Genomic DNA, 13,365 nt, shown 5'->3' on the forward strand with positions numbered 1-13,365 from the left:
GGGGCACCGCACGCTTCGTGCTGCCGGCACGTCACGTCGCGTTTGCAATTTCATATACGGTGCGTATATTTATCTAGTGACATACTCGCCGTATGTCAAATTTAAATACGTACCGTATGTGAAACTCGAGGTCTGTGATGGCAAGAACCCGTGCCGAAACAATGGAAGAAAACCGCGCGAAACTGATCGCGGCGGGACGCAAAGCCTTTGCGGAAAAGGGGTTTTCCGCCGCCTCGATGGATGAGTTGACAGCCGATGCGGGCCTGACACGCGGCGCGCTCTATTCCAATTTCGGCGACAAGCGCGGCCTGCTTGCCGCTGTGGTCAACCAGATCGACGGCGAGATGGCGACGCGCGCCGAGGCGATCGGTGCGCAGTCAGCGGATCTGTGGGAGGGCCTGCAACAACAGGCGGCCGCCTATATCGAGATGGCGCTCGACCCGGAAGTGCAACGCATCGTGCTGCTTGACGGCCCGGCCGTGCTTGGCGATCCGTCGCTCTGGCCCAGCCAGAACAGCTGCCTTCAGGAAACCATGCAGGCGGTGCGAAAACTCCACGCAGCGGGCCGGCTGAAACCCTGCGACACCGAAGCCGCCGGCCGTCTTCTCTGTGGTGCGGCGCTCAACGCTGCCCTCTGGGTGGCGGCCAGCGATGATCCGAAAACGGTGCTACCGAAGGCGATCGAAGCATTTCGCCTGATGGCCGAAGGTTTTCTGGCGGAACGGCGCTGAATTTGGTGTCTGGCAATTTCAGCCGACAAATGCATCCCGCGTGACGGCATAACATGCGAAGACGGCATTGTCGTCATGCCCTTCGCCGATATGTAACATGCCGAGTTTTTCAGCGACCCGCAACGAGGCAGCATTACCCGGCATGACATCCGCGACGATCATGTCAAGCCGGAGCGTGTGGAAGGCATGCGCCGCCACCGTCAGCGCTGCCTCTGAGGCAAATCCCTTTCCCCAGGCCAGCCTGTTCAGACGCCAGCCGATCTCGATCTCCGGGCCGACGCCATCACGCGGAATGAGCAAAACCCAGCCGAGAAAGTCTTCTGGCGCATTTTTTGCGAAAATCGACCAGTAACCCAAGCCATTGCCGTGGTCCGTCTCTATCCGTCCACGGAGAAATACCTCATGTTCAGCCGGGTTTTGCCACGGTCCCGGCACGAACCGCGTCACTTCCGGGTCGCGGTCCATCGCCAGGCATGCCTGAAAATCCGCCATCTTGCGCGGACGCAATAGAAGTCGGTCTGTTTCGAATGAAGGTAACAAGGCAATCTCCATATGAGGGGCGATCCTGCCCCGATGGTTCGACGGATATATGGCCGCAACTCGCATGGAACATCCACCGATAACGCCGATTTTCATAGAAGTCCCACGCCGTCTGCTGTATCTGTTTCATCAAGGCGTGTGCTGCGTGCGCCACGGATTTTCCGGAACCGACGGAGACTTTGATCAACCTTCCACCAAGGGAGTGCGACCTGATGTCTTCATCCGGCTCCACAGGCAAGATCCGCTCGACGCTGCGCCATTTTCTCGACAACGAAGCCTCCGGCGGCATCGTGCTGATGGTGGTGGCGGCGCTCGCCATCGTCATCGCCAATTCACCGCTGGCTGAAACCTATTTTCATCTCCTGCATGTCTATCTCGGGCCGCTCAGCCTGCAGCACTGGATCAACGACGCGCTGATGGCGGCGTTCTTCCTGCTGGTCGGGCTGGAGATCAAACGCGAAATGCTCGACGGCCAGTTGTCGACATGGAGCCGGCGTATTCTGCCCGGTGCGGCCGCGGCCGGCGGCATGCTGTTTCCGGCGCTGTTTTACGTGGCCTTCAACCGGCACGATCCATCCGCCCTGCGCGGCTGGGCCATCCCCACCGCCACCGACATCGCCTTTGCCCTCGGCGTCATCTCGTTGCTGGGTTCACGCGTTCCGGCCTCGCTCAAAATCTTTCTGGCGGCACTCGCCATCATCGATGACCTCGGCGCCGTCATCGTCATCGCGCTATTCTATACCGCCGATCTCGATCTTCTGGCGCTCGGTGGCGCTGCCGTCGTGATGGTCGCCCTGTTTGCCGCAAACCGTCTGAAGGTGAGGGCGCTTGCCGTCTATCTCGCACTTGGAGTGGTTCTGTGGTTGCTGGTCTTCGCCTCCGGCATTCATGCGACGCTGGCCGGCGTGCTGCTGGCGCTGACAATCCCGCTGAAGCTGACACCCGGCACGCCGGAAGCCTCTCGCGCCGAATCGCCATTGCACCGGCTGGAACACCTGCTGCACAAGCCGGTCGCCTTCGTCATCGTGCCGATCTTTGGTTTTGCCAATGCCGGCGTGTCACTGGCCGGCCTCTCCACCGCTGTGTTTTCCGAACCGCTGACGATGGGCGTCGCCGCCGGTCTTCTGGCCGGAAAACTGGTCGGCGTGCTCGGCACGGTGGCGCTGCTGGTGAAGCTCGGTCTGGCGCAACTGCCCGCCAAGGCGACATGGGCGCAGATGACAGGCACCGCGCTTCTCTGCGGCATCGGCTTCACCATGTCGCTGTTCATCGGCCTGCTCGCCTTCAATAATCCGGCCGTACAGGATCATGTGAAGATCGGTATCCTGATGGGGTCTCTTGCATCGGGTCTGCTGGGGGCGGCGGTGCTTGTCGTTTGCGGCCGGCGGGTGTGATTTGCGGGTGTGAGTTTTGAGCTTGCCGTCGCTCCGCCAGCTTCTCCCTGTTTTGACAGGGAGAAGGGATATGCCGCATCCTGAATGCCTTCAAACTGGACAAAGCCCGACCGCTCCCATACCACAAGGGCGAGGGCATTGTTCGCCCGGATGAAACGGGAATTTTGGGTCATGGCAATCAAGGACGTTCGGCAGGGCAAACGCAACGAAGACGGCATCGCCGCCGTTCTCGGCATTCTCAAGCAGGCGTTTGGCGAGCGTTTCCAGACCGGCCAGTCGTTTCGCGAACAGCATGCCCACACCACCACCTATCTGCCGGCGCAATTGCCAGATGGTGTCGTTTTCGTCGAAACCAGCGAAGACGTGAAGTCTGTCGTCAAAACCTGCGCCGCCCAGAAGGTGCCGGTTATCGCCTTCGGCACCGGTTCGTCGCTGGAAGGCCAGATCAATGCAGCCAATGGCGGCATTTCGATCGATTTTTCCCGCATGAACAAGGTTCTACGCGTTTCGCCGGAAGATCTCGACGTCACCGTCGAACCCGGCATTACCCGCGAGGAACTCAACGTCCATCTGCGCGATACCGGGCTGTTTTTCCCGATCGATCCGGGCGCCAACGCCTCCATCGGCGGCATGACGGCGACACGCGCCTCGGGCACCAATGCGGTGCGTTACGGCACGATGAAGGACAATGTTCTGGCGCTCACCGTCGTCACCGCCGATGGCGAAGAAATCCATGTCGGCACCCGTGCCCGCAAATCCTCGGCCGGTTATGACCTGACCCGCCTGTACGTCGGTTCGGAAGGCACACTCGGAATCATCACCTCGGTCACGCTGCGCCTGCAGGGCATTCCCGAAAAGATCGGCGGCGGTGTCTGTGCGTTTGAAAGCGTCGAGGCAGCCTGTAACGCCGTCATCATGACCATCCAGATGGGCATTCCGGTCGCCCGTATCGAACTGCTGGATGCCATGCAGATCCGTGCCTGTAACGCCTATTCCGATCTCAGCTACCCGGAGAAACCGACGCTGTTTCTCGAATTCCACGGCACCGAGGAAACCGTCGCACTGCAATCGGCGCAGTTCGCCGAAATCGCCGCCGAATTCGGCGGTGATGAATTCGTCTGGACCGCCAATGCGGAAGAACGCGCCAAACTCTGGAAGGCCCGCCACAATGCCTATTGGGCCGGCCGCGCGCTTGATCCCTCGCTCAGCGGTTTTTCCACCGATGTCTGCGTGCCGATCTCGCGACTGGCCGAATGCGTGGCGGAAACCCAAGCCGATATCGAGCAAGCCGGTCTGCTGGCGCCGATCGTCGGCCATGCCGGGGATGGCAATTTCCACGTGCTGGTGATGTTCGACGACAAGGATCCGGCATCGGTTGCCAAGGTTGAAGCCTTCACCCATCGTCTCGGCCAGCGGGCGTTGGCCATGGATGGCACCTGCACCGGCGAACACGGTGTGGGGCAGGGCAAATTGAGCCTGCTTGCCGAAGAAATCGGCCCGGCTCTGGGTCTGATGCAGGCTGTGAAGAAAAGCCTCGACCCGGACAATATTTTCAATCCGGGAAAAATCTGGCATCCGGCAGACTGATCAGGCACAACAGCGGTAACAGGGGAGACGACAGGCAGTGCTCGGACGGATCATGCTCTTCCTCGGTGGCCTCGTGGTCGTGGCGTTGTTCACGGCCCTGTTTGCGCCGTTCTTCCTCGACTGGTCGAGTTTCCGCACCGAGTTCGAAAATCAGGCCAGCCGTATCCTCGGCAAGAAGGTCACCGTGCACGGCAATGTCGATGCCCGCATCCTGCCGTTCCCGTCGGTCACCATGCATGACGTGCGCATCGGCCGCGATACCGATGGCACGCCGCAGGTGCAGGCCGCCGAATTTTCCATGGATATGGAACTGGCACCCTTCATGTCCGGCGAGGCGCGCATTTTCGACATGCGCATCGTTCGCCCCAAGGCGCGCATCCGCGTCCTGAGCGACGGCACGCTCGACTGGACCCGTTCCGGCCGCGTCGATATTCCGGCGCGCAATGTCGTGCTGGAAGACGTGCATATCACCGATGCCGAGATCGAATTCATCGACGAGCAAACCGGCCGCACCCGTCGCCTGACGGAGTTCAATGCCGATATGGCCGCCGCATCGCTGGCCGGCCCATGGCGGGCCGATGGCACCGCCAATCTCGACGGCTATGATGCCCGATTCAATTTTTCGAGCGCAGAGCCGGATGCGGCGACAGGCAGCGTGCCCTTGCGTCTGCGTCTGTGGCCCGATCAGCAGCCGGTGGAATTGCAGCTCGATGGGGCGCTGGCCGTCAAGGAAGGTCGTGCCGGTTATCAGGGCGCCTTCAATCTGGTGACGCTGGCGGAAGAGACGGAAGAGGAACCTGTCACCCCGCCGCCGCCGGGGCCACGCGTGCGCGGCCGTTTCGAACTCACCAATGACCGCATCCGCATTCCCGAATACCGGCTGGAGCTTGGCGCTGGCGACAATCCTTACGTCACGACAGGCGAAGCGACGCTCGATACCGGCGACAAGCCGGAATTCCTGCTCACCGGCGATGGCCAGCAGATCGACGTCAACCGCCTGACGCAGGAGGAAGCGGGCGGCAAGACGGCGCGCAATCCGGCCGTGTCGGCGCAACGTCGCCTGAATGCGCTGATCCGCATGGCGGCTGCGATCCCTATCCCGCAGGTGCCGGGCAAGGCCAGCTTGCGCCTGCCGGCCATCGTGCTCAACGACACGACGCTGCGCGACATCCGCCTCGATTTGCGCCCGGCCGGCCAAGGCTGGGCGGTCGATAATGTCGTGGCGACACTGCCAGGCCGGACCCGTGTCGAGGCCAAGGGTAGTCTGCAACTGGTCGGCAACGCCGCCTTTTCCGGCAGCATGCTGCTCGCCTCCAACCAGCCTTCCGGCCTGGCCGACTGGCTGTCCGGCAAGGTCGATCCGGCCATCCGCCGGCTGAGTTCCGCAGGCTTTTCGGCCAAGGTCGATCTCACCACCGAGCGCCAGCGTTTCGAGGGGCTGGAACTGGCGATCGGCAATGCCACGCTGACCGGCAGCATCGAACGCCAGTCCATCCCCGATCAGACGCCCAGCCTGACAATCGATCTGTCCGGCAACGAAATCGATATCGATGCCATGCGCGCGCTCGGCTCGCTGCTGACCGGCGACGATGCCGGCCGCGACGTTCTCGACCACAAGCTTGCCGGTACGCTGCGCGCCGACCGTTTCAACGCCTTTGGTGTTGCCGCCGACAAGGTCGATACGACCTTTTCCTTTGCCGATGGCGCGCTGTCGCTGGAAAAACTGACGGTCGGCGATCTCGCCGGTGCGGAAATCGCCGCCAGCGGCAAGCTGGAAGGTTCGTTGCTCGCCTATTCCGGTGGTGGCACGGTTTCGCTGAAATCCGCCGATCCGACACCGTTTCTCGCGATGTTGCGCGACCACCTGCCGCGTAACCCGGCACTGGCGCGATTGGCGGAGAGCGCCGGCTGGTATGCGCAGACCGACCTCAAGGCCGAGATCACGGTGGGTGGTAACGTCAACGGCCTTGCCGCCGATCTCACCGGCGTCAGCAATGGCAGCCGTGTTGCCGGCGATATCCGCCTGCCGAACCTGCTCGATCTCACCGGTAGCGACACATTCGATGTGAAGGCCACGCTTGAAAACCCCAATGCCTCGACGCTGTTCGGCCAGGCCGGCCTCGACCCGCTGCCCTTCGATGTCGAAGGTGATGGACTGTTGACGCTTGCCGCCTCCGGCAGTGGCGACAAGCCTGCCACGATCGACCTCGCTTATGCGGCTGGCGAGACGCTGATGTCCGCCAAGGGAGAGCTCAACCTTCTCGATCCCGGCTTCGGCAACGGCAAGGCACGTATTTCGGTGACAAGCCCGGATCTCGAACCCTATCTGCTTATGACCGGTATCGGCCTGCCGCAATTCGGCACCGGCCTTCCGGCAAAGCTCGTCGCCGACGTTGCGCTGACGCCTGAGGCGATCACCGTTGCCGGCCTCGACGGCACGCTGGCAGGCAATACGCTGAAGGGCGAAATCCGTCTCGACCGCAGCACGCCGGCATGGGCGGCCAGCGGCAGGCTTTCCATGGATACGCTCGATCTGGCATGGCTCGGCGAGGCGATCTATGGCCCGCTCACCGATGCGGACACCGGCGAACTGTCGAGCAAGGATTTTGCCCTGCCGATTTTTGGCAGCACGGACGCGACCCTTGACGTGACGGCCGGGACACTGCGAACCGACTTCACGGCACCCGTAACTGATTTTGCCGGTCGCATCACCCATCGTGGCGGCAATCTGACCGTCGAAAATCTTGGCGGCACATGGAACGGCGGCAAGCTCGGCGGCCGTCTGATGATGTCGAACGGGCAGGGCGTCGGCATCTTTCAGACGCGCCTGACGCTTGAAGGCGGCGATCTTGCGCCCGTCGTCTGGCAATCAGGCAATGGTGCGCCGGTTGCGACCGGCGGTATCGGTTTCGATCTGGTGGCGGAGGCGACCGCCAAAAGTGTAGCCGATCTCCTCGGCTCTGCCAGCGGTTCGGGACAGGTGCGCCTCTCCAACCTCACCATCAACGGGCTCAACCCAGCCCTGCTGTCGCCTCTGCTCGAAAAGGCGGATGGCATCAAGGGCGAGGTGACGGCGGCAAAGGTTCAGCCGCTGGTGGCGGGTCTCGTGCATGCCGGCCAGACCCGTATCGGTGATGTCGCCATTCCCTTCACCATGACCGATGGCGAAGCGCGTGCGCAAAACATTGCCGCGGTCGATGGTTCGACAAAACTCAATGGCGCGCTGCGGCTGAATTTCGCCGACGGGACGGTGGCCGGCGACATCGGTCTCGGTTTCGATGCCGGCGACGAATCACTGGCCGGTGGCGATTCGGCGTTGAGGCTGATCTATTCCGGCGATCTGGCGGCGCCTGATGAAGCGCTTGATGTTGGCGACATGACCAATTTCCTCTCCATGCGCGCCTTTGAGAAGGAACGCCGCCGCGTCGAGACCTTGCAGGCGAGCGTTCTTGAAAAGCAGCGCCTGCGCCGCGAGGCAGCCCTTTATGCCTTCCGCGACAACGAACGCCGCATCGCTCGCGAAAAGGCCGAGGCGGAGGAAAAGGCGCGTCTTGAGGAAGAGGCCCGGCTTGCCGCCGAACAGGAGCAGCGACGTCTTGCCGAGGAAAAGGCAGCGGAAGAACGCCGTCGCCGCGAGGAGGCCGAACCGCGCCTGACCGTGCCGCCTGCAGGCAACGCGATCGGTGCGCCAGCGCTCGATTTCAACAACGGCGATTTTCAGAACCTGCCCGGCGTCCAGCGGTAATTGTCGCCGGGTCAGGAAGCGTGTTCACCCTTCAGGTGCCGCAGCACATGCACCCGAAGCGCCGACGACAGGTTGCTTTCGGCATCGCGGCCGTCGTCGATCTCGGCGATCAGGCCGGCGACGCTTTTCTGGCGCGCGACGGCAATGGTCTTGAGTTCGCTCCAGAACTCGTCTTCCAGCGTGAAACTGGTGCGGTGCCCATGCAGGGTCGCGGAATGTTTGCGGATCATTGCTTCGTACTCGCACACGAGACTGATCGTATCGGGATGTTCATGCGGTGAGGTAACGTAAGGTCAGTGACGCCGGGATCAGGCGTCGTTTTCCGGCTTATCGAGCTTTTTCTGGTCGAGTGATCGCTCGGCCTTGTCGTTCAGTGCCTGCGTCAGAGACTTTTCCGGTTTTGTCCGGCCGAAAGTCAGGCGGTTCTGCTCCGCCTGCTTTTCTTTCTCAGACCGGGCCTTGGTCTTGCGGAACTGACGCAGATTGACGATGTCGGCCATATGCGTGCTCTCCGGATCGACCATGCGGCCGGTGGGTTGGATCAGTGCTTCTTGCGGAACGAATCCAGCGAGACGACGGACCCTTCCTTTTTCGGCTCGTCGGATTTTTCCTCCGTCTCGCCGCCTTCCGCAGGCTTGGAAACGGCATCGACGGGATATGCGGTGATTTCGGCAGAGGTCTCGTTTTCGTCCTCGTCGGCCATCGGAACTTCGAATTCGAGTTCGAAATTCACCGACGGATCGTAGAAACCGCGGATGGCGTTGAACGGGATGACGAGTCGCTCCGGCGTATCGGAGAAGGACAAGCCGATCTCGAACTGGGTTTCAGTCACCTTCAGGTCCCAGAACTGATGCTGGACGACGATGGTCATTTGCTCGGCATATTTCTGCTTGAGGTGCTGCGAAATGCGAACACCCGGCGCACCGGTCAGGAAGGTGATGAAAAAATGATGCTCACCGGGAAGCCGGCCGGTCGTGGCGACCTCGGACAGAACCTTGCGGATAACGCCACGCAGAGCGTCCTGCGCCAGAATATCGTAGCGGATATGATCCTGCCCCATCGGCCTGTCTTCCATTCGTTGTCGTCTTTTCTCGATCGGTTGCGTTTGCTCGTTATAGGGCAGGGCAAGGTTATGGAAAAGCCCCCGTCCACGCCCGATTCCGAGCATCCTACAAAATTTCAGGGGTAAGGAGAAGGTGGAGGTTTCTGTTGCCAGGTACCTCCGAACCCCGCCTTACGGGGCTAACCGTAAGGACTTAAAGCGGAATTCCCGCACCGCCATTAGGCAGCGAGAGCGTATTCCTTAGCGTTGTTGTCATTTGCAACTACACTTGTGACCCGATAACGGCGGTATCATGCCGAGCAAAAGTACGATCTTTACGCCCTTGTCGATCCTATTTCGCCCCCATCAAAAGCCGGCCATTTCGACCGACCGGTTTTTGGTGGAGGCGCCGGGTACCGCCCCCGGGTCCAATAGGTTTATTACACCGACCATTTATCGCCATATCCGGACCGAAGTCCGGCACGGCTGATATAGGTGTTTGCGTGCCCGTTGAAAAGAGGTCTTGTCATCTTGTTGTGATGATCATGAAAAGATGGGAAAAGCGCCTTTTGCTCACCGGGAGGTGATTGGTGCGGGGCGGCCGTGCTATTATGTATGCCTGAAATTCAGGAATCGGCGACCACGACCCATGAAACAATATCTCGACCTTCTCAGCCATGTGATGGAAACCGGCAGCGACCGTGGTGATCGCACCGGCACCGGCACGCGTTCGGTTTTCGGTTACCAGATGCGTTTCGACCTGTCGGACGGTTTTCCGGTTCTGACCACCAAGAAACTGCACCTGAGGTCGATCATCCACGAGCTGCTTTGGTTCCTGCAGGGCGATACCAATATCGCTTACCTCAAGGAAAACGGCGTGCGCATCTGGGATGAATGGGCCGATGAGAACGGCGATCTCGGTCCTGTCTACGGTTATCAGTGGCGCTCCTGGCCAAAGCCGGATGGCGGCCATGTCGACCAGATCGTCAATCTGATCGAGGGTTTGAAGACCAATCCGAATTCGCGCCGGCATATCGTGTCGGCCTGGAACCCGGCGCTGGTGGACGAGATGGCCCTGCCGCCGTGCCATTGCCTGTTCCAGTTCTACGTTTCCGACGGCAAGCTTTCCTGCCAGCTTTATCAGCGTTCGGCGGACATTTTTTTGGGCGTGCCCTTCAATATCGCATCCTATGCCCTGCTGACGCTGATGGTGGCGCAGGTGGTCGGCCTCAAACCCGGCGATTTCATCCACACGCTGGGTGACGCGCATATCTACGCCAATCACTTCGAACAGGCCGAATTGCAGATGACGCGGGCGCCGAAGGCGCTGCCGACCATGCGCATCAATCCCGACGTGAAGGACATTTTCAGCTTCAAGTTCGAGGATTTCACGCTCGAGAATTATGAGGCGGATGCGCATATCAAGGCGCAGGTGGCGGTTTGAAAAAACATCCGGTTTCCATCGTCGTCGCGGTTGCCAGCAATGGTGTCATCGGCAGGGACGGCGACATGCCGTGGAAGCTGTCCACCGACCTTAAGCGCTTCAAGGCGATCACGCTGGGCAATCCGGTTGTGGTTGGCCGCAAGACGCTCGAATCATTCGGCGGAAAACCGCTGCCGGGTCGGCCGCATGTGGTCGTGACCCGCAATCCGGATCTGGCGGTAGATGGTGCTGACACCGCCTGCTCGCTTGAGGCTGCTTTGAAGCGCGCCGACGAGATCGCGACGCAGACCGGTGCCGCGCAGGTGGCGGTGATCGGCGGCGGAGAAATCTATCGGCAGGCGATGGATGTCGCCGACATTCTCTACATCACCCATGTCGAGGCCGAGATCGCAGATGGCGATACTTTTTTCCCGGCGATCGATCCGGCCGTGTTCGAGAGGGGCGAAGAGCTCTTTGTGCCTGCCGGTGAAAAAGACAATTACCCTACTCGCTTCGTCACCTATCATCGCCGATAAGTTGTGTTTTGAAAGGTTTCATTTTCGAAATCGCTTCAAAGACCTGCGAAACAGCCCTTGAACACCGGGAAGTTATTGAACGCGCGTTGAAACCACGTGTTGCGAACCCTATAACGGGCTAGATCGGGAAATGTGCGGGGGAATTCGCGCGCCACCGGCATGGGAGTGACACCAACAAAGAGGTTTTGATGCCCTGGAGCAATCAGAATGGCGGCGGCCCCTGGGGGGGCGGCGGCGGTAATAACAACGGCAATAATCAAGGCGGGCCTTGGGGGCAGGGTCCGAACAAACCGCGCAGCGGTGGCGGCGGCGGTGGAAACGGCGGCAATGGCGGCCCACCCGATCTCGAAGACCTGATCCGGCGCAGCCAGGATCGTCTGCGCGGCGTCATGCCCGGCGGCTTCAATGGCGGCATTTTCGTCATTCTGGCGCTGGTCGTGCTTGCATTCGCGGCATTCCAGTCGGTCTACACGGTGCAGCCTGATGAGCGCGGCGTTGAGCTGCGATTCGGCAAGCCCAAGGAAGAAGTCGCCATGCCTGGCCTTCATTTCCATCTGTGGCCGTTCGAGACCGTCGAGATCGTCAAGGTTACCGAGCAGCAGCAGAACATTGGCGCGCCACGTGGTTCCAACACGAACGCTGGCTGGATGCTGACGGGCGACCAGAATATCGTCAACGTGCAGTATTCCGTTCTGTTCACGGTCAATGATCCAAAAGCCTATCTGTTCAACATCGAAACTCCGGCGGCAACGCTGCAGCAGGTTGGCGACAGCGCGATGCGCGAAGTCGTCGGACGCCGCCCCGCGCAGGACATTTTCCGTGCCGGTCGCGAGTCGATCTCGACGCAGGTGCGTGACATCATTCAGGGCACGATGGATCGATATGGCTCCGGCATTTCCATCAATGCCGTGTCTATCGAAGGCGCATCTCCGCCGCAGGAAGTCGCGGGCGCGTTTGAAGAAGTGCAGAAGGCAACGCAGGCCGAGGACCAGGTGAAGGAAGAGGCGAACCGCTACGCCAACCAGAAGCTTGGTGGCGCCCGTGGTCAGGCCGCGCAGATCCGCGAAGAGGCTTCCGCCTATCGCGACCGCGTCGTCAACGAGGCAGAGGGTGAAGCCCAGCGTTTCGTGGCGATTTACGACCAGTACAAGAATGCACCCGAGGTTACTCGCCAGCGTCTGTTCCTGGAAACCATGGAGGGCGTTCTGAAAAACTCCAACAAGGTGATCATTGAAGACGGCAAGGGTGTTGTGCCTTACCTGCCGATCAATGAACTCATGAAACAGCCGGCTGGCGCGGCGGCAGCGACGCAGCAGGGGGCAAACTAATGGTATCGAACAAGTTGCCCGCTTTCTTGATCGCCCTCGGCGTTTTGCTTTTCATCGTCTATTCGTCCGTGTTCGTGGTAAGCGAACGCGAGCAGGCCATCGTCATCCGTTTCGGTGAGATCCAGTCGGTCAAGAGCGAGCCGGGCCTCTACATGAAGTTGCCTTTCGCCTTCATGGATGCCGACCGCGTCCAGTATATCGAAAAACGTGCCTTGCGGCTTGATCTGGATAACATCCGGGTACAGGTCAGCGACGGTAAGTTTTACGATGTCGACGCTTTCGTCGTGTACCGGATCTCCGATCCACGTCGTTTCCGGGAAACGGTTTCCGGTGACCGCGCGTCGGCCGAGTCGCGCCTGAGGACACGTCTCGATTCCGGTCTTCGCCGCGTTTATGGTCTTCGCGGCTTCGAGGCGGCTCTGTCTGAAGAGCGCGTTTCGATGATGACCGAGATTCACCGCGACCTGAACGTCGCAGCCGAGTCATTGGGTGTAAAGATCGAGGACGTTCGCATTCGCCGTACCGACCTGACGCCCGAGCTTTCGCAGACGACGTTTAATCTGATGGAATCGGAACGTCTGGCGGAAGCCGAACTGATCCGTGCTCGCGGTAACGAAGAGGCACAGCGCCGTCGCGCTATCGCCGATCGTCAGGTGGTTGAGCTTGTTTCGCAGGCCAGCCGTGATTCGGAAATCATCCGAGGTCAGGGCGATGCCGAGCGGAACCGCATCTTTGGCGAAGCGTTCTCGCGCGATCAGCAGTTCTTTGAATTCTATCGTTCGATGCAGGCCTATGGCACGTCGCTTGGCGGTGCCGGCACGACCATGGTCCTGTCGCCCGATTCACAGTTCTTCCGGTTCTTCGCAAACCCGGACGGCAATGGTGGTCAGGGGCCGGTTCGCACCGCGCCTGCAGCCCCGGCCGCCGGTGGCCAGACGCCGGCGCCTGCCAACAACTGATGGCACGGGCATGACAATTGAAGGGGCGGCTTTCGGGCCGCCCCTTTCGTATTCGCTACTGTTCGTGGGGATTGTCGGCG

12 protein-coding genes and 1 other RNA gene are annotated in these 13,365 nt (G+C 60.7%); 8 read left to right on the top strand and 5 right to left on the bottom strand.

Annotated features, from left to right (window positions below; genetic code table 11):
* The first annotated feature begins 137 nt into the window (after positions 1-137).
* The gene (locus tag EDF70_RS05060) at positions 138-731 is read left to right on the top strand and encodes a TetR/AcrR family transcriptional regulator (RefSeq protein ID WP_132272210.1); all 594 of its coding nucleotides are present in this window, start codon (positions 138-140) and stop codon (positions 729-731) included.
* A gap of 18 nt (positions 732-749) precedes the next feature.
* Here EDF70_RS05060 and EDF70_RS05065 read toward each other — a convergent pair whose 3' ends face one another.
* Complete coding sequence (locus EDF70_RS05065; RefSeq protein ID WP_132272211.1) at positions 750-1,271, bottom strand: GNAT family N-acetyltransferase; 522 nt, start codon at positions 1,269-1,271, stop codon at positions 750-752.
* A gap of 212 nt (positions 1,272-1,483) precedes the next feature.
* Here EDF70_RS05065 and nhaA point away from each other — a divergent pair, with 212 nt between their 5' ends.
* The 3 genes from nhaA (at position 1,484) to EDF70_RS05080 (ending at position 7,997) form a co-directional block, all read left to right on the top strand.
* Positions 1,484-2,665 (top strand): Na+/H+ antiporter NhaA, encoded by a 1,182-nt coding sequence (nhaA, locus tag EDF70_RS05070; protein ID WP_132272212.1) that lies wholly within the window; start codon positions 1,484-1,486, stop codon positions 2,663-2,665.
* Positions 2,666-2,836: 171 nt separating this feature from the next.
* On the top strand, positions 2,837-4,252 hold the full coding sequence (locus EDF70_RS05075; protein ID WP_132272213.1) for an FAD-linked oxidase C-terminal domain-containing protein: 1,416 nt from the start codon (positions 2,837-2,839) through the stop codon (positions 4,250-4,252).
* Between the two features lie 52 nt (positions 4,253-4,304).
* The gene (locus tag EDF70_RS05080; RefSeq protein WP_132272214.1) at positions 4,305-7,997 is read left to right on the top strand and encodes an AsmA-like C-terminal region-containing protein; all 3,693 of its coding nucleotides are present in this window, start codon (positions 4,305-4,307) and stop codon (positions 7,995-7,997) included.
* Between the two features lie 11 nt (positions 7,998-8,008).
* Here EDF70_RS05080 and EDF70_RS05085 read toward each other — a convergent pair whose 3' ends face one another.
* The 4 genes from EDF70_RS05085 to ssrA form a co-directional block, all read right to left on the bottom strand.
* Entirely contained in the window at positions 8,009-8,227 is a 219-nt protein-coding gene (locus EDF70_RS05085; protein ID WP_132272215.1) for a ribbon-helix-helix domain-containing protein, read from the bottom strand.
* 78 nt (positions 8,228-8,305) lie between these two features.
* Positions 8,306-8,497, bottom strand: a complete 192-nt coding sequence (locus tag EDF70_RS05090) for a DUF4169 family protein (protein WP_132272216.1) — start codon at positions 8,495-8,497, stop codon at positions 8,306-8,308.
* Between the two features lie 41 nt (positions 8,498-8,538).
* Positions 8,539-9,057 (bottom strand): SspB family protein, encoded by a 519-nt coding sequence (locus EDF70_RS05095; protein WP_132272576.1) that lies wholly within the window; start codon positions 9,055-9,057, stop codon positions 8,539-8,541.
* Positions 9,058-9,192: 135 nt separating this feature from the next.
* Positions 9,193-9,560, bottom strand: a transfer-messenger RNA (tmRNA) gene (ssrA, locus tag EDF70_RS05100).
* A gap of 128 nt (positions 9,561-9,688) precedes the next feature.
* Between ssrA and EDF70_RS05105 the strand changes: the two genes are divergently transcribed.
* The 4 genes from EDF70_RS05105 to EDF70_RS05120 all read left to right on the top strand — a co-directional run bounded on the left by EDF70_RS05105 (position 9,689) and on the right by EDF70_RS05120 (position 13,285).
* Positions 9,689-10,483, top strand: coding sequence for a thymidylate synthase (locus EDF70_RS05105; RefSeq protein WP_132272217.1), 795 nt, complete (start codon positions 9,689-9,691; stop codon positions 10,481-10,483).
* Positions 10,480-10,998 carry a dihydrofolate reductase gene (locus tag EDF70_RS05110; RefSeq protein WP_132272218.1) on the top strand — a complete coding sequence of 173 codons (519 nt, stop codon included), beginning with the start codon at positions 10,480-10,482 and terminating at the stop codon, positions 10,996-10,998. The genes EDF70_RS05105 and EDF70_RS05110 overlap by 4 nt, the downstream gene beginning before the upstream one ends.
* A gap of 188 nt (positions 10,999-11,186) precedes the next feature.
* Complete coding sequence (gene hflK / locus EDF70_RS05115; protein ID WP_132272219.1) at positions 11,187-12,326, top strand: FtsH protease activity modulator HflK; 1,140 nt, start codon at positions 11,187-11,189, stop codon at positions 12,324-12,326.
* Complete coding sequence (locus tag EDF70_RS05120; protein WP_132272220.1) at positions 12,326-13,285, top strand: protease modulator HflC; 960 nt, start codon at positions 12,326-12,328, stop codon at positions 13,283-13,285. Before hflK ends, EDF70_RS05120 begins: the two co-directional genes overlap by 1 nt.
* Positions 13,286-13,365 lie beyond the last annotated feature (80 nt).

The sequence above is a fragment of the Neorhizobium sp. JUb45 genome (assembly GCF_004343585.1).
GTDB lineage: Bacteria > Pseudomonadota > Alphaproteobacteria > Rhizobiales > Rhizobiaceae > Neorhizobium.

Bases quoted from the DNA above. Each gene is read 5' to 3' on its own strand.
- EDF70_RS05090 (WP_132272216.1), bottom strand. From the start codon at position 8,497: ATGGCCGACATCGTCAATCTGCGTCAGTTCCGCAAGACCAAGGCCCGG.
- EDF70_RS05120 (WP_132272220.1), top strand. From the start codon at position 12,326: ATGGTATCGAACAAGTTGCCCGCTTTCTTGATCGCCCTCGGCGTTTTG.
- EDF70_RS05095 (WP_132272576.1), bottom strand. From the start codon at position 9,057: ATGGGGCAGGATCATATCCGCTACGATATTCTGGCGCAGGACGCTCTG.
- EDF70_RS05075 (WP_132272213.1), top strand. From the start codon at position 2,837: ATGGCAATCAAGGACGTTCGGCAGGGCAAACGCAACGAAGACGGCATC.
- EDF70_RS05060 (WP_132272210.1), top strand. From the start codon at position 138: ATGGCAAGAACCCGTGCCGAAACAATGGAAGAAAACCGCGCGAAACTG.
- nhaA (WP_132272212.1), top strand. From the start codon at position 1,484: ATGTCTTCATCCGGCTCCACAGGCAAGATCCGCTCGACGCTGCGCCAT.
- EDF70_RS05085 (WP_132272215.1), bottom strand. From the start codon at position 8,227: ATGATCCGCAAACATTCCGCGACCCTGCATGGGCACCGCACCAGTTTC.
- EDF70_RS05080 (WP_132272214.1), top strand. From the start codon at position 4,305: ATGCTCTTCCTCGGTGGCCTCGTGGTCGTGGCGTTGTTCACGGCCCTG.
- EDF70_RS05105 (WP_132272217.1), top strand. From the start codon at position 9,689: ATGAAACAATATCTCGACCTTCTCAGCCATGTGATGGAAACCGGCAGC.
- hflK (WP_132272219.1), top strand. From the start codon at position 11,187: ATGCCCTGGAGCAATCAGAATGGCGGCGGCCCCTGGGGGGGCGGCGGC.